We start from the raw sequence: 20,148 nt of genomic DNA on the forward strand, positions 1-20,148 counted from the left end.
ACTCCAGGTGGTTGGGGGTGGTGGGTCAGCGGGAGTGGTAGTTCGGCGCCTCGACGGTCATCTGGATGTCGTGCGGGTGGCTCTCCTTGAGCCCGGCCGCGGTGATCCGGATGAGCTGGCCGCGCCGGTGCAGCTCGGGGATGCTCTCGGCGCCGACGTACCCCATGGCGGCGCGGAGGCCACCGGTGAGCTGGTGGGCGACCGCGGAGAGCGGGCCCCGGTAGGGCACCTGGCCCTCGACGCCCTCGGGGACCAGCTTGTCCTCGGCGAGCACGTCCTGCTGGAAGTACCGGTCCTTGCTGTAGGACTTGGCCTGCCCGCGGGACTGCATCGCGCCCAGCGAGCCCATCCCCCGGTAGGCCTTGTACTGCTTGCCGTTGATGAAGATCAGCTCGCCGGGGCTCTCCTCGCAGCCGGCCAGCAGGCTGCCGAGCATCACCGTGTCGGCGCCGGCCACCAGGGCCTTGGCGATGTCGCCCGAGTACTGGATGCCGCCGTCGCCGATCACCGGCACGCCGGCCGGGCGGGCGGCCCGGGCCGCCTCCATGATCGCGGTGATCTGCGGCACGCCCACGCCGGCGACGATCCGGGTGGTGCAGATCGCGCCCGGGCCGACACCCACCTTGACGCCGTCGGCGCCCGCCTCGACCAGGGCCCTGGCCCCGGCGTAGGTGGCCACGTTGCCGCCGACGATGTCGATGGCGACGTCCTTCTTGAGCCGGGCGACCATCTCCAGCACGGCCCGCTGGTGCCCGTGCGCGGTGTCCACGATCAGCACGTCCACGCCCGCGTCGACCAGCGTCCGGGCCCGCTTGTAGGAGTCCTCGCCGACGCCCACCGCGGCGGCGACCCGCAGCCGGCCCGCGTCGTCCTTGGTGGCGTTCGGGTACTGCTCGCTCTTGGTGAAGTCCTTGACGGTGATCAGGCCGCGCAGCCGGCCCGACTCGTCGGTGATCGGCAGCTTCTCGACCTTGTGCCGGCGCAGCAGCTCCAGCGCGTCGTCCTTGCTGACCCCCACCCGGGCGGTGACCAGCGGGGTACGGGTCATGATCGAGTGCACCGGGGTGGCCGGGTCGGAGACGAAGCGCATGTCCCGGTTGGTGACGATGCCCACCAGCTGGCCGTCGCCGTCGACCACCGGGACGCCGGAGATCCGGTAACGCCCGCACAGCTCGTCGACCTCGCGCAGCGTGTCGTCGGGGCTGGCCGTCACCGGGTTGGTGATCATGCCGGACTCGGAGCGCTTGACCAGGTCGACCTGGAGCGCCTGGTCCTCCATCGAGAGGTTGCGGTGCAGCACCCCGATGCCGCCCTGGCGGGCCATGGCGATCGCCATCCGCGCCTCGGTGACGGTGTCCATCGCGCTGGACAGCAGCGGCACGGTCAGCTCGACGTTGCGGGTGAGCCGGGTCCGGGTGTTCACCCGGCTGGGCACGACGTCCGACTCGCCGGGCTGGAGCAGCACGTCGTCGAAGGTCAGCCCGAGCGGCACCACGCGGGCCGAGCCGGCCGGCAGCTCCGGCAGGTGGCCGCCCAGCTCGCCGGTGTCGGCGCCGGCAGGAAGGTCGGTGCTGGGCGAATTCTCCACGATTGCTCCCCTGAGCTGCTCGGACGGGCTTCAGCGAGGCGGCGCGCGCGGGCACCGGCGTGCGCCGGCGTGCACGGCGCGTGGCTTCATCGTACCCATTGAGCTGGGGAGCCCCCGCCGGTGCCGGGCCGGGCCACGCCGGCCGCCGACCGGCCCTCCCGGCGGCCCAGGGGCGGACTTGGGCCAGGGGATGGGACTACGGTGAGGGGGTGCACGAGGAGCCCATCGACCCGTTCAACGGTGACCCCGCCGACCCGGCGGCGGGCCTGCACGACCCGGGCGACGACGCCGAGCTGGATCCGCTGACCGACGTCGAGCGCCAGGACGTGCTGGAGGACCTGGCCGACCTGGAGATCTACCAGGCCCTGCTGGCCCCGATCGGGGTGCGCGGGCTGGTGATCGAGTGCGAGGACTGCCGCGAGCCGCACTACTTCGACTGGGACCTGCTCCGCGGCAACCTGCGTCACCTGCTCAGCTCCGGCCGCCCCCGGGTGCACGAGCCGGCGTACGACCCGGACCCGGACCACTACGTGACCTGGGACTACGCCCGTGGTTACGCCGACGGGGTGCACGACACCCTCACCGAGGGCACCGACGAGGGCACCTCCTCGCCGGGCTGACCGCCTCAGGCCACCAGGCCGGCCCGGAAGCCGGCGGCCACCGCGTGCGCCCGGTCCCGGGCGCCGAGCTTGCGGAACAGCCGGCGGGCGTGCGTCTTGACGGTGTCCTCCGAGACGAACAGCTCCCGCCCGATCTCCGCGTTGCTCTTCCCCTCGGCCATGCCGAGCAGCACCTGGAGTTCCCGCTCGGTGAGCCCCACCGAGCTCCGTTCGGCCGGCACCGTCGAGCGCCGCGCCCCGGCGTCGCCGTCGGCCTCCTCCTCGGCGTCGACCTCGTCGTCGCCGCGCTGCACGGGGACCACGGCCGGCGTGTTGCCGTTCAGCTCCGGACCACCGGGCCAGGCCGGCGCGGGCGCCCCCGGCGTACGCCCCGGCGTCGCCGGGCGGGCCGGGCCACCGACCGCGGCGGTGTCCCGGGCAGGGTCGCTCACCCGGGCCCGGTTCGCCCGGCCGGGGGCCGACAGCAGCAGCAGCGCCTTGGCGACCGCGCTGGTCAGGTCGTGGTCGGTGCCCTGGATCAGGCCCCGGGCCCCGGCGCTGATGGTCGCCGCCGCCGCCTCCGACTCCTCCGCCCCGAGCAGCAGCACCGCGGCCTGCGGCGCCCGGGCGAGCACCCGGCGCACGAAGCCGGCGCTGTCCGGCCGGGTGAGCGCCGTGTCGGCGAGCACCACGTCGGTGGGACGTTCGGCCAGCCGCAGCATCACCTCGGGATCGGAGGCCGCGGTGCGGATGACCGCGGACAGACCGAGCCGGGCCGCCGCGGACGTCAGCTGCTGGGCGGCGACCGGGGTCCGAACGCACACGAGAACCGTACGCACAGTTGCTCTCCTCTCCGCCTCAGAGCAGACCATGAGGGGCTCGCCCCGGGAGGAGGTTCCGGGCAATCCTCCGAACTTTTCCGACAGATGGGGCATATGCCGCAGGTTGTCCAACCTTTTCGATCACACACGTGTGAGGAGCGGGAGGGCAGGGTACCGACCAGCCAGGCCGGAAACGGTGAGCCTGCGCGGTCCGCCGCCCGGGTCGATTCACGAGATCTCCGCGGTGCCGCGCGGGAGGAGGGGTGCTGATGTCCAACGTACGCAGACTGCCCGGGCCGATCGTCGACCTCTGGGACTGGCAGCGGCTCGGCGCTTGCCGGGGCCGGGACAGCGCACAGTTCTTCCACCCCGACGGCGAGCGGGGATCGTCGCGGCTGCGCCGCGAGTCCGGCGCCAAGGCCGTGTGCAAGGCCTGCCCGGTGCGGGCCGAGTGCGCCGCCCACGCCCTCGCCGTCCGTGAGCCGTACGGAGTGTGGGGCGGCTTCAGCGAGTCCGAGCGGCTCCGGCTGCTCGCCGTCGGCTGGGAGGACGCCGCCGACCGCCGGCAGAGCCGGGTGGACGTCGCCCGACTGGAGGCCCGTCTCGGCCGGCCGCACAAGTCGACCGTCCCGGACCAGCGCGCCACCCTGACCGAGCAGCCCAAGACCGTCCCGGACCAGCGCAAGATCGCCTGACCGGCACCCCCCTGACATTCGTCGACGCCGCGCCCCGGACCACCGGGGCGCGGCGTCGCGTCGTACCCATAGTCACCGGTTCCCGGCGCGGGGCCGGCGCAGGAGCCACAGCCCGAGCTCACCGGTCCAGGCCAGCAGGGGCAGCACGGCGACCCGTTCCATGCCCCCGACGCCGAAGCCCGGGTCGACCCGGGCCAGGAACAGGGCGCACCCCACCATCCCGGTGATCCCCAGAGCGAGGCTGAGCCCACGCACCGCGCCCAGCGTCGTCGCTCGCGGGGCCAGCACCGCCGCGAGCATGCCGACGTTGCCCAGCGCGAAGATCAACAACGCCCCCATGACGTGGACGTTCTCGTTGACGTCCGCCGGGTACGCCCCGACCAGCACCCACCCGGCGGCAGCGGCGCCGGTGGCGACCTGGGCGGAGCGGACCGCGGTTCCCCGGCCGAGGCGCGACCAGGTGAGCAGCACCCCGGCCACCAGCAGCACACCGAGCGCGACGAAGGCGCCGTTCGCCAGCACGTGCCACGGTGAGCAGACCTCCCGTGGGCGGGTGGTGTCCCACCGGCCGCAGGTGACGTTTCCCAGATCGCTGACGTTGTGGACGGCCCAGCTGTACGGCGGGTCCCGCCACGCCAGCCCGGTGATCAGATTTGCGGCGAGGAACAGCGGCAGCCCCAGCAGCCAGCAGCGGGCGCCCCAACGGTCGACGGTCATGCCGCCACTCAAGCGCCGACGGCACCCGCGGCACACGGGGCGCAGACCCCGGAGTCGGAGTGGGGCTGGGTATACCCACGAGGTGGGTCCTGTCGGCTGGGTCGCCGCCCGCGCCGTCACTAGCGTCGGCGGCATGACCACCCGAGTCACCCACCTCGCCGACGCGCTCCGCCTCCGCCACTACCTGCTCACCCGCTGGCCGTGGCGTGCCCTCGCCTACCTGGTGACCACCGTGCCGATCGCCGGCGTGCTCTGCGTCGGACCGCTCGCGGTGGCCGCTCCGCTGCTCGCGGCCGTCAACGGGGTGCGCCGCGACACCAACCCCGTCTCACTGCCCCTGCTGGCCTTCCTCACCCTCGGCGCCCTGCTGGTGGTCGCGGCGGCCCCGCTGGTCAGCTTCCCGGTGGCCGCCCTCGAACGGTGGCGACTCGGCATCGTGGACGGCCGCCCGATGCCGGCACGCGGCTGGCCGGGACTCGCCGCCCGCTACACCACCGCGACCGGTTGGCGGGAGGCCGGACACGCCTTCCTCCTCGCCGGCGTGGTGCCGCTGGTCCACTGGGTCGTCCTGCTCGCCATCCTCGTCGACCTGACGCTCGTCGCGGGGCCCTGGCTGGCCGACGACGGCAACCAGGTGGTGCTGGGCTGGACGAGCGTCGACACCCCTGCCCAGGCCGTCCCGTACGCGCTCCTCGGCGTCGCGCTGCTCCCCGCCCTCTGGTACGGCCTCGGGGTGCTCGCCGCGGCCCAGGGCGCCGCGACCCGGTGGCTGCTCGACCCACCGGCCGACTCGGCGCAGCTGCGGGAGGTCACCCGGTCCCGGGCCCGGCTGGTCGACGCGTACGAGGCGGAACGCCGGCGGATCGAGCGCGACATGCACGACGCGGCGCAACCCCGACTGACCAGCCTCACCCTCCAACTCGGCCTGGCCCGGCTGGACGTCGCCGAGGACTCCCCCGCCGCCCGGCCGCTCGCGGTCGCCCACGACCAGGCCCGGGACCTGATGACCCTGATCCGGCAGATCGTGCACGGCATCCGGCCGCAGAGCCTGACCGAGCTGGGCCTGGCCGGAGCGGTCCGGGAGATCGCCGAGGAGAGCACTGTGCCGGTCGACGTCCGCGCCGCCGTCGACGGCCCGCTGCCGGAGATCGTCGAGACGACCGCGTACTACGTCGTGTCCGAATGCCTGAGCAACGTCGCGCGGCACGCCGGGGCGACCCGGGCCGGCGTCCGGCTGGCCCGCACCGGCGGGCGGCTGACCGTGGAGATCACCGACGACGGTCACGGCGGTGCCGACCCGGCCCGCGGCACCGGCCTGACCGGCCTCGCCGACCGGGTCGCCGCGATCGGCGGGCGCATGCTGCTCGCCAGCCCGACCGGCGGCCCTACCCTGGTCCGGGTGGAGCTGCCGTGCCGCCCGTGACGCGCGTCGTGCTCGCCGAGGACGAGATCCTCCTCCGGGCCGGACTGGTCGCCCTGCTGGCCCGGTTCGACTTCGACGTGGTCGCGGCCGTGGGCACGGCGTCGGACCTGCTCGACGCCGCCCGGCACCACACGCCGGACCTGGTGGTCACCGACATCAGGATGCCGCCGGGTGGGCGCGACGACGGCCTCCGCACGGCGGTCACCCTCCGCGCCGAACGGCCCGACCTGGCGGTGGTGGTGCTCAGCCAGCACGTCCAGTCCGAGTACGCCGCCGCGCTGCTCGACAGTGGTGACGGCCGAGGCGTCGGCTACCTGCTCAAGGACCGGGTGGCCGAGGTGGCCGAGTTCGTCGAGCAGCTGCGCGCGGTGGCCGCCGGGGGCACGGTCATCGACCCCGACGTCGTACGCCGCCTGCTGCACCGGCCGCGCGATCCGCTCGCCGCCCTCTCCACCCGGGAGCGGGAGGTCCTGGGCCTGATCGCCGAGGGACGGTCCAACGCGTCGATCGCCGGCCGGCTGCACGTCACCGAGGCCGCGGTCGGCAAGCACGTCGGCAACATCATGACCAAACTCGGTCTGCTGCCCAGCGACGACACCAACCGCCGGGTGCTCGCCGTGCTCGCCTACCTCCGCGCGCAGCCGTGACCGGGGTCAGTCCACCCGCACCCGGACGGTGTGCCAGCCGGTGGCCCCGTCCGGCGCCACCGGCGCCGTCCGTGCGGTCTGCGTCTCCCCCTCGGCGTCGGTGGCCCGCACCTGGAGGCTGTGCTCGCCCGGGGTGGCGTTCCAGCGCCACGACCACTGCACCCAGGTGTCGTCCGACACCGCCGGGGCCAGGGTCGCCTCCTGCCAGGGCCCCTCGTCGACGCGTACCTCGACCTTGCGGACGCCCCGGTGCTGCGCCCAGGCCACCCCGGCCACCGGCACCGGCCCGGCGGTCAGCCGGTTGCGCTGGCGCGGCGTGTCGATCCGGGACTGCGTCTTGATCGGACCCTGCGCCGACCAGCCCCGCGGCACCCAGTACGCGTCGAAGTCCGCGAACCGGGTCAGCTCCAGCTCGGTCACCCACTTGCAGGCCGAGACGTACCCGTAGAGACCCGGCACCACCATCCGGACCGGGAAGCCGTGCTCGACCGGCAGCGGCTCGCCGTTCATGCCGACCGCCAGCAGGGCGTCCCGGCCGTCGCGCAGCACCGACGTGGGGGTGCCGCAGGTCCAGCCGTCGACCGAGCGGCCCACCACCTGGTCGGCGTCCTCCTCCGGCCGCGCCTCGTCCAGCAGCTCCTTGATGGGTACGCCCAGCCAGCGCGCGTTGCCGATCAGATCCCCGCCCACCTCGTTGGAGACGCAGGCCAGCGTCACGTACCGCTCCACCATCGGTCGGGCGAGCAGGTCGGCGAAGCTCAGCTCGATCGGGTTGCGGACCCTGCCGTGGATGCGCAGCCGCCAGGTCTCCGGATCCACCTGCGGCACCACCAGCGCCGTGTCGATCCGGTAGAAGGTCCTGTTCGGCGTCGTGTACGGGGCGAGCTGGGTGAGCGCCAGGTCGGCGCCCGCCGGGACCGCCGGGGCCGGGGAGGCCGGGGCCGGCAGGGTGACCGCCGACCGGGCCGAGGAGACCCCGCGCCGACCGGCCAGCCAGTGCCCACCCAGCCCGACCACGGCGGCGGACCCGGCCAGCCAGCCCACCCCGGCCAGGAACCGCCGCCGCCCGTCCGGATCGACCTCCCCGATGGGCTCTGCGCGACGGGACGGCGCGACGGGCGCGGGCCGACCGACGGGCTCGGCCGGACCGACGGGCGGGTGCGCCTCGGACGCGGCCGGACTCGCCGGTGTGGCCGGACCGGCGGGCGTGCCCGGACCGACGGGCTCGGCCGGACCGGCGGGCTCGGCCGGACCGGCGGGCTCGGCCGGACCGGCGGGCGTGGGTGGGGACCAGGTCCAGATGTCCGGGCGCAGCGGGCCGGCCAGCAACAGCCAGAGCACGCCGGCCCCGAGGGCCGCCCCGATCAGCGAGGGCAGCGCGTCGAAGGCGTTCGCTCCCGCCCGGGTCAGCGCGGCGGCCACCCCGAGGGCGGCGAAGGCCGCGATGCCGGCCAACCCGATCCAGAGCCGGCGTACGGCCAGCATCCCGAGCAGGGCGGCGAACGCGGCGAGCAGCACCCCCGTACCGACCAGCAGGGCGATCTTGTCGTAGGTGCCGAAGACGGAGATGGCGAACTGCTTCAGCGGCTCGGGCACGACGTCGACGACGAGCCCGCCGACCGCGATCAGCGGGGCGGAGCGCGGGCCGGTGAGGACCGCCACCGGCTCGGCCGCGCCGACCGCCACGACGGCGGCGGTGACCCCGGCGAGGGCGGCGTCGCGCCGCGAGAGGGTGGTCATGGCGTCCAGTGTCGCCGCCCGGCAGGAGAAGTCGCCAACCGCGTCAGGGTTCCGTAACACTCTCCGGACGCGACAGGGCGCACCGCCGCGGAGGCGGTGCGCCCTGTCCAGGCGTACGACGTCGGGTCAGAAGCCCGGGCCGTGCTGGTGGCTGTGCCCGTGGCCGTGGCCGTGCCCACCGGCGGCGGCCGGCTCCGGCTCGGCCGGCTTCTCGACGACCAGGCTCTCGGTGGTGAGCAGCAGGCCGGCGATCGAGGCGGCGTTGGTGACCGCGTTGCGGGTCACCTTCACCGGGTCGATGATGCCGGACTTCACCAGGTCGACGTACTCGCCCTTGGCGGCGTCGAGGCCGTTGCCCCAGTCCTGGGCGGCGACCTTCTGCACCACGACGTAGCCGTCGTGACCGGCGTTCTGGGCGATCCAGCGCAGCGGCTCGACCAGCGCCTTGCGGACGATCGAGACGCCGACCTTCTCGTCACCGGTGAAGCCGAGGTCGTCGGCGAGCACCGGGAGGATCTGGGCCAGGGCGGCGCCGCCGCCGGGGACCGTACCCTCCTCGACCGCGGCCTTGGTCGCGGCGATGGCGTCCTCGATGCGGTGCTTGCGCTCCTTCATCTCGACCTCGGTCGCCGCGCCCACCTTGATGACGGCGACGCCGCCGGAGAGCTTGGCCAGCCGCTCGGAGAGCTTCTCCCGGTCCCACTCGGAGTCCGAGGCCTCGATCTCCTTGCGGATCTGGGAGACCCGGTCGGCGACCTCGGTGGCCTGGCCACCGCCGTCGACGATCGTGGTGTTCTCCTTGTCGACCACGACGCGCCGGGCGGTGCCGAGCACCTCCAGGCCGACCTGGTCGAGCTTGTAGCCCAGCTCGGGGGCGACCAGCTCGGCGCCGGTCTGGACCGCCATGTCCTGGAGCATCGCCTTGCGGCGGTCACCGAAGCCGGGCGCCTTGACCGCGCAGACCTTGACGGTCTTGCGCAGCGCGTTGACGACCAGCGTGGAGAGCGCCTGGCCCTCGACGTCCTCGGCGATGATCAGCAGCGGCTTGCTGTCCTGGAGGACCTTCTCCAGCAGCGGCAGCAGCTCCTCGATCGCCGAGATCTTCTGCGTGGTGATCAGGATGTACGGGTCCTCGAGGACCGCCTCCTGGCTCTCCAGGTCGGTGACGAAGTTCGGCGAGATGAAGCCCTTGTCGAACTGGAGGCCCTCGGTGACCTCCAGCTCGGTGGTGAGCGCGGAGCCCTCCTCGACGGTGATGACGCCGTCGCGGCCGACCCGCTCCATCGCCTCGGCGATCAGCTCACCGATGGTGGCGTCCTGCGCGGAGATCGTCGCCACGTGCGCGATCGACTCCTTGCCGGAGACGTCGACGGCCTTGCCGAGCAGCGCCTCGGAGACCTTGGCGGCCGCCGCGTCGATGCCGCGCTTGAGGCCGGCCGGGTTGGCGCCGGCGGTCACGTTGCGCAGGCCCTCGCGGACCATGGCCTGGGCGAGCACGGTCGCGGTGGTGGTCCCGTCGCCGGCGACGTCGTTGGTCTTGGTCGCCACCTCCTTGACCAGCTGCGCGCCGAGGTTCTCGTACGGGTTGGTGAGCTCGATCTCCTTGGCGATGGTCACACCATCGTTGGTGATCGTCGGCGCACCGAATTTCTTGTCCAGGACGACGTTGCGCCCGCGCGGGCCGAGAGTGACCTTGACCGCGTCCGCGAGGGCGTTGACACCGTGCTCCAGCAGGTGCCGGGCGTCGTCCGAGAAGCTCAGGATCTTCGCCATCTGTATCCCTTCGAAGCGACGTTGCCCCGGCCCGGCGAGCCGGACCGGGGCAACGACACTGATCGGTTGCTTACTTCTCGATGACCGCGAGGACGTCGCGGGCGGAGAGCACCAGGTACTCCTCGCCGGCGTACTTGACCTCGGTGCCGCCGTACTTCGAGTAGATGACGGTGTCGCCGACGGCCACGTCAACCGGGATCCGGTTGCCCTTGTCGTCGATGCGGCCCGGGCCGACAGCGAGGACGGTGCCCTCCTGCGGCTTCTCCTTGGCGGTGTCGGGGATCACGATGCCCGACGCCGTGGTGGTCTCAGCCTCGTTCGCCTGGACCAGGATCCGGTCCTCGAGCGGCTTGATCGCAACCTTGGTCGCGGTAGTCACGGGCATACCCTCCTGGGGTACTTGGTGTCGTTACCGACGGCGAGCCGCCGGCGTCAATCTGCCACATGCCACCGGGCGGGGCCGTCGTCGCGGGTGCCGGTCCGCCTGGCGTCGCGCACCGGGTCCAGCAGGACCCGAACGCTGGCACCCTCCATGGGAGAGTGCTAATCGCAGGTTATGCCGTGGCTAGCACTCCGTCAAGGAGAGTGCCAACCAACCGTCCGGCGAGTCACCGCCAACGCCAGCGCGAAGGGCCGGGCCAGGGGCCAAGTTGCGGCAAGCCGGGCCGTCCGGAAGCACGGGGGCCGCGACCTGCCGCAAGCCGGGCCACCCGGAAGCGAGGGCGAGCGAGGCCGGACCAGGGCCGCCGCGAGCCGACCGGGAGAATGGGGCGGTGGATCTCGACCAGTTCGCCGCGCTGCGCACCCCCGAGGGGTCGGCCGCGCTCGCCGCGGCGACCGAACTGGCCGGCGGCGACCCGCTGACGTCGGCGGCCGCGCTCCGCTCGGCCGGCGTGCCGGCCGGGCTGGCCGCCACCGCGCTCACCCAGGCCGAGCTGCGCCGCCGGGCGGTCGGCAAGTTCGGGCCGGCCGCGGCCGGGATGTTCCTCACCCGGGCCGGGCTGGAGCAGGCCACCCGCGGCCCGGTCGCCGCCCGGCGCGCCCGTCGGCTGCGCGACGCCGGGGTGCGCACCCTGGCCGACCTGGGTTGCGGCCTGGGCGCGGACGCGCTCGCCGCCGCCCGCGCCGGCATCCGGGTGTACGGCGTGGAGGCCGACCCGGTGACCGCCGCGCTGGCCGCCGCCAACGCCGAGGCGGCCGGGCTGGCCGACCTGTTCACGGTGGAGTGCGGGGACGCCACCGCGTTCGACGTGTCCCGGGTGGACGGCGTCTTCTGCGATCCGGCCCGCCGCCGGGCCGGCACCGGACGGCGGATCTTCGACCCGAACGCCTACTCGCCGCCGTGGGACTTCGTCACCGGGCTGGCCGAGCGGGTGGCGTACACCGTGGTGAAGGTGGCCCCCGGGCTGGACCACGCGCTGATCCCGGCGGGCGCCGAGGCGGAGTGGGTCAGCGTGGACGGCGACCTGGTCGAGGCGGCGCTCTGGTGCGGCGGGCTCGCCGAGGTCCCGCGCCGCGCCACCCTGCTGCGCGGGGACGACGTCCGCCGGCTGACCGGCGCCGGTGACCGGGAGGCGCCGGTCGGACCGGTCCGGCGGTTCCTGTACGACCCCGACCCGGCGGTGGTCCGCGCGCACCTGGTCGCCGAGCTGGCGACGGAGTTGGACGCCACCCTCGCCGACCCGGACATCGCCTACCTCTACGCGGACGAGGCGCGGCCCACGCCGTTCGGCCGCTGCCTGGAGATCACCGACGTGCTGCCGTTCTCGTTGAAGCGGCTGCGCGCCCTGCTGCGGGAGCGCGGGGTCGGCCGGGTGGAGATCCTCAAGCGCGGCTCGGCGCTGGAGCCGGAGAAGCTCCGCCGGGACCTGCGGCTGTCCGGCGGCGCGGCGGCGAGCCTGGTGCTGACCCGGGTGGCGGACGCGCCGACGGTGCTGATCGGCCGTCCGGCCGCGGCCTGACGGGCGCGGGCCGTGGGGGAGACCGGCCCACCGGTCGGTTTCCGGCTCGCCGGACCGGTCGCGGCGGGTTAGCTTGTCGGGCATGGCGGGACAGGGCACTCCGGCGACGGCGCTGCTGGCGAAGCGGAGGATCGGCCACCGCACCCACCCGTACGACGTGTCGCCGGACGCCCCGAACTACGGCGCCCTGGTCGCGGCGGCCCTCGGGGTGCCGCCGGAGCGGGTGTTCAAGTCGCTGGTCACCGAGGTGGACGGCGCGCTGACCGTGGCAGTCGTGCCGGTCACCGGGGAGTTGGACCTCAAGGCCCTCGCCGCCGCCGTGGGCGGCAAGCGGGCCGCCATGGCCGACCGGGCGGTCGCCGAGCGGGCCACCGGTTACGTGCGCGGCGGGATCAGCCCGCTCGGGCAGCGTCGCCGGCTGCCCACGGTGGTCGACGCGTCGGCTCTGGACCACCCGACGGTGTACGTCTCCGCCGGCCGCCGGGGTCTCCAGGTCGAACTGGCCCCCACGGACCTGGTGGCCCTCACCGACGCGACCACCGCGCCGATCGCCGGCGGCGGCTGACCGTCGGGCACCGGCGCGGGTCGCGGTCCGCCGGACCGGAGAGCGGTTTCCGACCCGGTGACCAGGGCATGTCTGCCGCGTTGCGGAATTGTTACCGCTGCCAACAAACTTCTGACCTCGACACTCTTGCGGCCGGGTTGCTCGCGGGAATACGTTGCCGGACACAACAAAACACCGACAACACTCCCCCACCCCCGAAAGGACCCGTGCAGATGCGCAAGGGCTTCCTCACCTTCGCCGCCGTGGGCCTGCTGGCCGCCGGCAGCATGGCCGCCTGCGGCGACAACTCCTCCGACAGCAACCAGGCCGGCGGCTCGAACGACAAGAAGCCGAAGATCGGCGTGATCCTGCCGGACAGCAAGTCCTCCGCCCGCTGGGAGGGCGCGGACCGCAAGTTCCTCAAGGAGGCGTTCGACGCCGCGGGTGTCGAGTCCGACATCCAGAACGCGCAGGGCGACAAGAGCGCCTTCCAGACCATCGCCGACCAGATGATCACCAGCGGCGTGACCGCCCTGATGATCGTCAACCTGGACTCCGGCACCGGCAAGGCCGTGCTCGACAAGGCGAAGTCGCAGGGCATCGCCACCATCGACTACGACCGGCTCACCCTGGGCGGCTCGGCGCAGTACTACGTCAGCTTCGACAACGAGGCCGTCGGCAAGCTCCAGGGCGAGGGCCTGAGCAAGTGCCTGTCCGACAAGGGCGTCAAGAACCCGGCGATCGCCTACCTCAACGGCTCGCCGACCGACAACAACGCGACCCTGTTCAAGAACGGGTACGACTCGGTCCTCAAGCCGAAGTTCGACTCGAAGGAATACACCAAGGTCGCCGACGACTCGGTGCCGGACTGGGACAACGCCCAGGCCGCCACGATCTTCGAGCAGCAGCTGACCAAGGCCCGCGGCAAGATCGACGGTGTGCTCGCCGCCAACGACGGCCTCGGCAACGCGGCCATCTCGGTGCTGAAGAAGAACAAGCTCAACGGCAAGGTTCCGGTGACCGGCCAGGACGCCACCCCGCAGGGCCTGCAGAACATCCTCGCCGGTGACCAGTGCATGACCGTCTACAAGGCGATCAAGAAGGAGGCCGACGCGGCCTCCGAGCTGGCCATCGCCGTCGCCAAGGGCGAGAAGAAGGACACCGGCCAGACCGTCAAGGACCCGGAGGGTGGCCGGGACGTCCCCGCCGTCCTGCTGGAGCCGAAGGCGATCTACAAGGACAACGTCAAGGAGGTCGTCGACGACGGCTTCGTGACCAAGGACGAGCTCTGCACCGGGGCGTACGCGAAGCTCTGCGCCGACGCCGGCATCAGCTGACCCACGCCAACGGTCGTACCCGCTCCACGCGGCGCCGCCCGGCACGGATGATCCGTGCCGGGCGGCGCCCACGCCGGACGGGACCCGAGATCTCCCCTCCATCCGAAGGAGACCCCCAGTGTCCGCAACCCCCCTGCTGGAGCTGCGCGGGATCGACAAGAGCTTCGGTCCCGTCCAGGTCCTGCGTGACGTCGCCTTCGCCGCGCACCCCGGCGAGGTGACCGCGCTCGTCGGCGACAACGGCGCCGGCAAGTCGACCCTCGTCAAGTGCATCAGCGGCATCTACCCGGCCGACTCCGGCGAGTTCCTCTTCGACGGCCGACCGGTCACCATCAACAGCCCGCGCGACGCCTCCGCGCTGGGCATCGAGGTCGTCTACCAGGACCTCGCGCTCTGCGACAACCTCGACATCGTGCAGAACATGTTCCTCGGCCGGGAGAAGCGCAGCGGCATCGTGCTCGACGAGCCGACCATGGAGCAGATGGCCGCCGAGACCCTCGCCGGGCTCAGCGTCCGCACCGTGAAGTCGCTGCGCCAACACGTCTCCAGCCTCTCCGGCGGCCAGCGGCAGACCGTGGCCATCGCCAAGGCGGTGCTCTGGAATAGCAAGCTGGTCATCCTGGACGAGCCGACCGCCGCCCTCGGCGTCGCGCAGACCGCCCAGGTGCTCGAACTGGTCCGCCGGCTGGCCGACAACGGCCTCGCCGTGGTGCTGATCTCGCACAACATGAACGACGTCTTCGCCGTCTCCGACCGGATCGCCGCGCTCTACCTCGGCCAGATGGTCGCCCAGGTGAGGACCACCGACATCACCCACTCGCAGGTGGTGGAGCTGATCACCGCCGGGCGTTCCGGCAACCTCGGCCTGGCCGCCGAGCCCGCACTGAGCACCACCGGCAGCGGCGCCGAGTCCGCCGACACCAACCCGGGAGCCGTCCGATGACCACCACCGTCGTCAAGAAGGAAGGCACGGCCGCCGTCGCGCCGGCGCCGAGCGTCGGCAGCCACGTCCGCAACTACGTCAGCCGGGTACGCGGCGGCGACATCGGCGCGCTGCCCGCCGTGCTGGGGCTGATCGTGCTCTGCACGGTCTTCTCGATCATGCGGCCGTCGTTCCTGAGCGCCGGCAACTTCGCCAACCTCTTCACCCAGGGCGCCGCGACCACGCTGATCGCGATGGGCCTGGTCTTCGTGCTGCTGCTCGGCGAGATCGACCTCTCCGCCGGCTTCGCCAGCGGCGTCTGCGCGGCCATCCTGGCCAACGTCGTCACCGTGCTCGGCTACCCCTGGTACGTGGCGGTGCTCGCCGCCATCGTCACCGGCGTGGTGATCGGCACCGTGCTCGGCCTGCTGGTCGCCAAGGTCGGCATCCCGTCCTTCGTGGTCACCCTCGCCGGCTTCCTCGCCTTCCAGGGCATCGTGCTGATGCTCATGAAGTCGGGCACCAACATCTCGGTGCGGGACGACACGCTGGTCGCGATCGCCAACCGCAACCTCTCCCCCGCCCTGGGCTGGCTGCTCGCCGCCCTCGCGGTCGGTGGCTACGCCGCCGTGCAGCTGCTGCGGCACCGCAACCGCGTCAAGCGGGGCCTGGTCACCGACCCGGTCGCCGTGGTCGCCGCCCGGATCGGCGTCCTCGCCGTCCTGCTCGGCCTGGCCGTCGCCCTGCTCAACCAGGAGCGCAGCCGCAACGTGCTGGTCACCTCGCTCAAGGGCGTGCCGATCGTGGTACCGATCATCGCGGTGCTCCTGGTCGTCTGGACCTTCGTGCTCCAGCGCACCAGCTACGGCCGGCACATCTACGCGGTCGGCGGCAACAAGGAAGCCGCCCGCCGGGCCGGCATCAACGTCGACAAGATCCGCATCTCGGTCTTCGTGATCTGCTCCGCGATGGCCGCCGTCGGCGGCATCGTGGCCGCCAGCCGGGCCAACTCGGTGGACCCGAACACCGGTGGCAGTAACGTGCTCCTCTACGCCGTCGGCGCGGCCGTGATCGGTGGCACCAGCCTCTTCGGTGGCAAGGGCCGGGTCCTGGACGCGGTGCTCGGCGGCGCCGTGGTCGCGGTCATCGACAACGGCATGGGCCTGATGGGTTACAGCTCGGGAGTGAAGTACGTGGTCACCGGACTGGTTCTGCTCCTCGCCGCCAGCGTGGACGCGCTGTCGCGACGGCGTTCCGCCGCGGCCGGCGCCCGCTGACCCGTACCGAAAAAGGTGGCGGTGGCGATGCGCGCGGGACCGAGCCAGGACGAGATCCGGCGGCAGAACCTGGGCGCGTTGCTGCGGTACGTGCACGTCCACGGGGCCACCACCCGCGCGGAGCTCACCACCGCGCTGGGGCTCAACCGAAGCACCATCGGCGCGCTGACCGCCGACCTGGCCGGCGCCGGGCTGGTCAGCGAGGGGACGCCGAAGGAGACCGGCCGGGCCGGACGACCGTCACTGGTCGTCCGGCCCGAGTCCGGGCGGGTCTACGCGTACGCGTACTCGGTGGAGGTGGACCGGCTGCGCGCCGCGCGGGTCGGTCTCGGCGGCGCGGTGCTCGACCGCCGCGAACTGGACCGGCCGCGCAACCTGCTGGCCGGGGAGGCCGCCCCGCTGCTGGCCGGCGCGGTCAAGGAGATGCACCACGCGGTGCCCGCGGACGCGGTCTGCGTCGGCGCCGGCGTGGCGGTCTGCGGCATGGTCCGGCGCGAGGACGGGCTGGTCCGCCTCAGTCCCACCACCGGCTGGGTGGACGAGCCGATCGGTGCCGCCCTCGCCGCCGAGCTGGGCATCGACGTACCCATCACGGTCGGGAACGTGGCCGACGTGGCGGCCTTCGCCGAACACGCCCGTGGCGCCGCGGCCGGCTGCGACAACGTCATCTACCTGTACGGCGACGTCGGCGTCGGCGCCGGCATCATCGCCGGCGGCCGGCGGCTCACCGGCCACGGCGGGTACGGCGGCGAGGTCGGTCACATGGTGGTGGTCCGCGACGGCGCCCGCTGCGAGTGCGGCTCCCGAGGCTGCTGGGAGACCGAGATCGGCGAACACGGCCTGCTGCGCACCGCCGGCCGGGACGACGCCCGGGGGCGGGACGCGCTGCTCGGCGTCTTCGACGCCGCCGACCGGGGCGACGCCCGCGCCCAGAAGGCCGTCCGGCAGGCCGGCGACTGGCTCGGCTTCGGCGTGGCCAACCTGGTCAACATCTTCAACCCGGAGATGGTCATCTTCGGCGGCACCATGCGCGACCTCTACCTGGCCGCCGCGGCCCAGGTGCGCAGCCGGCTCAACTCGATGGCGCTGCCCGCCTGCCTGGAGCACGTCCGGCTGCGGACGCCGAAACTGGGCGACGACGCGGCCCTGGTCGGCGCCGCCGAACTGGCCTTCGAACGGCTCCTGGCCGACCCGCTCGACGCCGGCTGACGCGCGCCCACCCCGCCCGGCGTCAGCCCGTCCGGGCGACGTCACCAGGAGCGGGCGCCTCGTCGTCGGTCGGCCGGGGCGCCGCCACCGGCGACGGCGCGCCGGACGCCGGGTGGTCCAGTCGGCGCCAGGTCGGGCTGAGCAGCGGCCAGACGGTCACCGCGAGGTACGCGCCGCCGAAGACCAGTGCCGCCACCGCCGGGGTGGCCAGGTCGGCGCAGTAGCCGGCGAGCAGCCCGCCGAGCGGGATGCCGCCCCAGGAGATCGCGTGCCCGAGCCCGAGGACCCGGGCGCGCAGCGCCTCGGGAATCCGCTCGTAGGTGATCGCGCCGAGGATCGGGTTGATCGCGGCGAGGCCCAGCCCGGCCACGAAGGAGATCAGGTAGACCGCCCAGAGCCGGTCGACCAGGGCCAGCGCCAGGAACCGGGGCGCACCGCCGACCAGGAAGCCGACCGCGAAGGTGGCGAAGCGCGGCACCCGGGGGGCGAGCGCGGTGAAGACGACGTTGCCGAGCACCGCGCCGACCGCGAACGAGGCGGAGAGCGCGCCGAGCGCGGCCGGTGAGCCGGCCACCTCGCGCGCCCAGACCGGGGCCAGCACCGAGGAGTACGCGGCGTCGGCCAGGTTGGTCACCAGGAGCAGCACGGTCACCGAGCCGACCAGCGGATCCCGGAACAGGAAGCGCAACCCCTCGCCGAGTTCCCGCAGGTAGCTCGCCCATCGGCCCGGCCGCGCCGGCGCCGGAGCGGGCGCCACCGTCCGGACCGGGTCCGCCGGGGCCGGGACCAGGGCGGCCACGACCAGGCTGGCGAGCAGGAAGCTCACCGCGTCCAGCGCCAGCACCGCCGGGGCCTCCAGCGCCAGGATGAGTACGCCGGCCAGCGGCGCGCCGAGCAGGGTGGCCAGCCGGCCCAGCCCGTCGTGCAGGGCGGTGGCCCGGGTCAGCGCCATCCCGGAGGCGGTCACCGCGTCCGGAAAGAGCACCCGTTTCGCCGTCTCGCCGAAGCCGCGCAGCAGTCCCACCAGGGCGATCAGGGTGACCAGCAGGCCGAAGTCGAGTCGCCCCGCGTGGTGCAGCACGGGCACGGCCAGCAGCACGGGTGCACTGGCCAGGTCGGCCACCACGCTGACCCGCCGGTGACCGAGCCGGTCCAGCAGTGGACCGCCGAGCCCGCAGGCCAGCACGTACGGCAGCATCTCGGCGAACGCGACGACGCCGGCGCGGGCGGCGCTGCCGGTGGTGGCCAGGGTGAACCAGGGCAGCGCCACCATGCTCATCCGGGTCCCGGTCAGCGAGATCAGCTCGGCGGCGAGCAGGCCGGTCAGCGGGCCGCGTCGCCGGCTCACCGCTCCCCCTCGGGCCGGCTGTCCGGCGCGTCGGGCGCGGTGTCCGGCGCGTCGGGCTGGCGCAGGAAGGGCAGGAGCTGCGCCTGGAGCACCACGGACTCGGTGCCGGGCGGGGCGGGGACCTCGGGGTCGTCCCGTCGGTAGTCGTCGAGCAGCGCGAAGAGCCGTTCGTGCAGCTCGGCGGCCTCGTCCCGGGTGAGCCGCAGTCGCCAGTTGCTCAGCGTGCTGGTGGCCGCCCACTCGCGCGGCAGCGCCGCCCACTCGCCGAGCCAGCGGTCGACCCGTTCGGCGTACGCGGCGGCGACGGCGCGCAGGTAGGCCTCGGTGTCGGCGGGTGCCTGGTCGCCGAGGTCGCCGTCGAGCACGGTGTTGCGGTGGGCGGCCCGCCACCAGCGTTCCCGGCCGGCCGACCGCTGCGGGTCGTCGACGACGAAGCCGTACTGGGCGAGTTGGCGCAGGTGGTAGCTGGTGGCGCCGGTGGACTGACCGAGCCGCTCGGCGAGCCCGGTGGCGGTGGCGGGGCCCTGCTCGCGGAGCACGTTGAGGATGCGGACCCGCAGCGGGTGGGCCAGCCCGCGCAGAGAGGTGGCGTCGGGTCGGATCTCCCTGGGTGTCATGACCGCAAAGTTATCTTTGCAAAGAAGTCTTTGCAATTCCTTCTTTGCAGGAAGGGATCACTTCGCGGCGTCGGTGAACTGTTCCGGCCGCCCGGCCGTACCAGACGACGACGGGTCGCCGGCCGGTGCCGGCGACCCGAACCGGGTCAGGTCCGCCAGGAGGAGGCACCGCAGCATGGCACCGCTGGAATCCGTACGTCGCCGGTCCGGGCCCCAGGCCCGCCGGGTGGCCGTCCTGCTCGTCGCGGTGCTGGCCGGCCTGGCGCCGCTGCCCGGCACCGCCTCGGCCGCCCCGGCACCCGGCAACCAGCTCAACGCCGCCGACATGACGCTGCTCAACGGCGTACGGCTGGCCGGGCTCTGGGAGATGCCGGCCGGCCAGATGGCGGCGCAGAAGGGCCAGTCGAAGCGGGTCCGGGAGGTCGGGGCGGAGATCTCCCGCCAGCACGGCGTCCTCGACCAGCTGGTGGTGGAGGCCGCCAACCGGCTCGGCACCACCCTGCCGACCGACCCCACCGCCGAGCAGAAGGGCTGGCTGTCGGAGATGCAGGAGGCCCGCGGCACCCAGTTCGACCAGATCTTCGTCACCCGGCTCCGGGTCGCCCACGGCAAGATCTTCCCGGTGATCGGCGCCGTACGGGCCAGCACCCGCGACCCGATCGTCCGCAAGCTCGCCGACGAGGCCAACACGTTCGTCTCCGACCACATGCAGATGCTGGAGAGCACCGGGCTGGTCCGCTGGCAGCAGCTGCCGCCGGCCGCCATGCCCCCGGCGCAGAGCGACTCACTGCTGGCCGCCGCCCGGGCCGGCGCCCCGATCGGCCCCTCCACCGGGGTCAGCACCACCGTGGTCTGGCTGGTCTTCCTCGCCGCCCTGGGCACCGCCGGCCTGGCCACCTACCGGGTGCTGCGCCGCAGCTGACCGGGGCT

Annotated in this window: 19 protein-coding genes; 11 read left to right on the plus strand and 8 right to left on the minus strand. The window is 73.5% G+C overall.

Annotated features, from left to right (window positions below):
* Positions 1 to 25: 25 nt before the first annotated feature.
* On the minus strand, positions 26 to 1,588 hold the full coding sequence (gene guaB / locus GA0074704_RS27510; protein WP_088973164.1) for an IMP dehydrogenase: 1,563 nt from the start codon (positions 1,586 to 1,588) through the stop codon (positions 26 to 28).
* A gap of 209 nt (positions 1,589 to 1,797) precedes the next feature.
* Here guaB and GA0074704_RS27515 point away from each other — a divergent pair, with 209 nt between their 5' ends.
* On the plus strand, positions 1,798 to 2,208 hold the full coding sequence (locus tag GA0074704_RS27515; RefSeq protein WP_088973165.1) for a DUF5319 domain-containing protein: 411 nt from the start codon (positions 1,798 to 1,800) through the stop codon (positions 2,206 to 2,208).
* 5 nt (positions 2,209 to 2,213) lie between these two features.
* On the opposite strand, the gene GA0074704_RS27520 is transcribed toward GA0074704_RS27515, so the two are convergent.
* Positions 2,214 to 3,026, minus strand: a complete 813-nt coding sequence (locus GA0074704_RS27520) for a helix-turn-helix transcriptional regulator (RefSeq protein ID WP_088973166.1) — start codon at positions 3,024 to 3,026, stop codon at positions 2,214 to 2,216.
* A gap of 251 nt (positions 3,027 to 3,277) precedes the next feature.
* Here GA0074704_RS27520 and GA0074704_RS27525 point away from each other — a divergent pair, with 251 nt between their 5' ends.
* The gene (locus GA0074704_RS27525) at positions 3,278 to 3,703 is read left to right on the plus strand and encodes a WhiB family transcriptional regulator (protein WP_088974027.1); all 426 of its coding nucleotides are present in this window, start codon (positions 3,278 to 3,280) and stop codon (positions 3,701 to 3,703) included.
* A 72-nt stretch (positions 3,704 to 3,775) separates the two neighbouring features.
* Here the strand turns inward: GA0074704_RS27525 and GA0074704_RS27530 are convergent, their stop codons facing one another.
* A complete protein-coding gene (locus tag GA0074704_RS27530; protein ID WP_088973167.1) occupies positions 3,776 to 4,420 on the minus strand; it encodes a DUF998 domain-containing protein in 645 nt (214 codons plus the stop codon).
* Positions 4,421 to 4,553: 133 nt separating this feature from the next.
* Here GA0074704_RS27530 and GA0074704_RS27535 point away from each other — a divergent pair, with 133 nt between their 5' ends.
* Both GA0074704_RS27535 and GA0074704_RS27540 read left to right on the plus strand, forming a co-directional pair.
* On the plus strand, positions 4,554 to 5,843 hold the full coding sequence (locus GA0074704_RS27535) for a sensor histidine kinase (RefSeq protein WP_088973168.1): 1,290 nt from the start codon (positions 4,554 to 4,556) through the stop codon (positions 5,841 to 5,843).
* The gene (locus tag GA0074704_RS27540; protein ID WP_088973169.1) at positions 5,831 to 6,490 is read left to right on the plus strand and encodes a response regulator transcription factor; all 660 of its coding nucleotides are present in this window, start codon (positions 5,831 to 5,833) and stop codon (positions 6,488 to 6,490) included. The genes GA0074704_RS27535 and GA0074704_RS27540 overlap by 13 nt, the downstream gene beginning before the upstream one ends.
* Positions 6,491 to 6,496: 6 nt before the next feature.
* On the opposite strand, the gene GA0074704_RS27545 is transcribed toward GA0074704_RS27540, so the two are convergent.
* The 3 genes from GA0074704_RS27545 to groES form a co-directional block, all read right to left on the minus strand.
* The gene (locus GA0074704_RS27545) at positions 6,497 to 8,230 is read right to left on the minus strand and encodes a molybdopterin-dependent oxidoreductase (protein ID WP_088973170.1); all 1,734 of its coding nucleotides are present in this window, start codon (positions 8,228 to 8,230) and stop codon (positions 6,497 to 6,499) included.
* 126 nt (positions 8,231 to 8,356) lie between these two features.
* Positions 8,357 to 10,003 (minus strand): chaperonin GroEL, encoded by a 1,647-nt coding sequence (groL, locus tag GA0074704_RS27550; RefSeq protein ID WP_088973171.1) that lies wholly within the window; start codon positions 10,001 to 10,003, stop codon positions 8,357 to 8,359.
* A gap of 70 nt (positions 10,004 to 10,073) precedes the next feature.
* Positions 10,074 to 10,388: a co-chaperone GroES gene (groES, locus tag GA0074704_RS27555; protein WP_088973172.1), complete on the minus strand. Its 315-nt coding sequence runs from the start codon at positions 10,386 to 10,388 to the stop codon at positions 10,074 to 10,076.
* A 388-nt stretch (positions 10,389 to 10,776) separates the two neighbouring features.
* Between groES and GA0074704_RS27560 the strand changes: the two genes are divergently transcribed.
* From GA0074704_RS27560 to GA0074704_RS27585, 6 genes are all read left to right on the plus strand, one after another.
* Complete coding sequence (locus GA0074704_RS27560; RefSeq protein WP_088973173.1) at positions 10,777 to 11,964, plus strand: THUMP-like domain-containing protein; 1,188 nt, start codon at positions 10,777 to 10,779, stop codon at positions 11,962 to 11,964.
* 82 nt (positions 11,965 to 12,046) lie between these two features.
* Complete coding sequence (ybaK, locus tag GA0074704_RS27565; RefSeq protein WP_088973174.1) at positions 12,047 to 12,529, plus strand: Cys-tRNA(Pro) deacylase; 483 nt, start codon at positions 12,047 to 12,049, stop codon at positions 12,527 to 12,529.
* 212 nt (positions 12,530 to 12,741) lie between these two features.
* Positions 12,742 to 13,845, plus strand: coding sequence for a sugar ABC transporter substrate-binding protein (locus tag GA0074704_RS27570; RefSeq protein WP_088974028.1), 1,104 nt, complete (start codon positions 12,742 to 12,744; stop codon positions 13,843 to 13,845).
* Between the two features lie 118 nt (positions 13,846 to 13,963).
* Positions 13,964 to 14,788, plus strand: a complete 825-nt coding sequence (locus GA0074704_RS27575; protein ID WP_088973175.1) for an ATP-binding cassette domain-containing protein — start codon at positions 13,964 to 13,966, stop codon at positions 14,786 to 14,788.
* Positions 14,785 to 16,044, plus strand: coding sequence for a sugar ABC transporter permease (locus tag GA0074704_RS27580; RefSeq protein ID WP_088973176.1), 1,260 nt, complete (start codon positions 14,785 to 14,787; stop codon positions 16,042 to 16,044). Before GA0074704_RS27575 ends, GA0074704_RS27580 begins: the two co-directional genes overlap by 4 nt.
* 27 nt (positions 16,045 to 16,071) lie before the next feature.
* Positions 16,072 to 17,253, plus strand: coding sequence for an ROK family protein (locus tag GA0074704_RS27585; RefSeq protein WP_088974029.1), 1,182 nt, complete (start codon positions 16,072 to 16,074; stop codon positions 17,251 to 17,253).
* A 22-nt stretch (positions 17,254 to 17,275) separates the two neighbouring features.
* On the opposite strand, the gene GA0074704_RS27590 is transcribed toward GA0074704_RS27585, so the two are convergent.
* Both GA0074704_RS27590 and GA0074704_RS27595 read right to left on the minus strand, forming a co-directional pair.
* A complete protein-coding gene (locus GA0074704_RS27590) occupies positions 17,276 to 18,601 on the minus strand; it encodes an MFS transporter (protein ID WP_088973177.1) in 1,326 nt (441 codons plus the stop codon).
* The gene (locus GA0074704_RS27595; protein WP_088973178.1) at positions 18,598 to 19,218 is read right to left on the minus strand and encodes an ArsR/SmtB family transcription factor; all 621 of its coding nucleotides are present in this window, start codon (positions 19,216 to 19,218) and stop codon (positions 18,598 to 18,600) included. The genes GA0074704_RS27590 and GA0074704_RS27595 overlap by 4 nt, the downstream gene beginning before the upstream one ends.
* A 175-nt stretch (positions 19,219 to 19,393) precedes the next feature.
* Between GA0074704_RS27595 and GA0074704_RS27600 the strand changes: the two genes are divergently transcribed.
* Entirely contained in the window at positions 19,394 to 20,140 is a 747-nt protein-coding gene (locus GA0074704_RS27600; RefSeq protein ID WP_088973179.1) for a DUF4142 domain-containing protein, read from the plus strand.
* Positions 20,141 to 20,148: the final 8 nt, after the last annotated feature.

Source organism: Micromonospora siamensis (assembly GCF_900090305.1).
In the GTDB taxonomy this organism is placed as follows: domain Bacteria; phylum Actinomycetota; class Actinomycetes; order Mycobacteriales; family Micromonosporaceae; genus Micromonospora; species Micromonospora siamensis.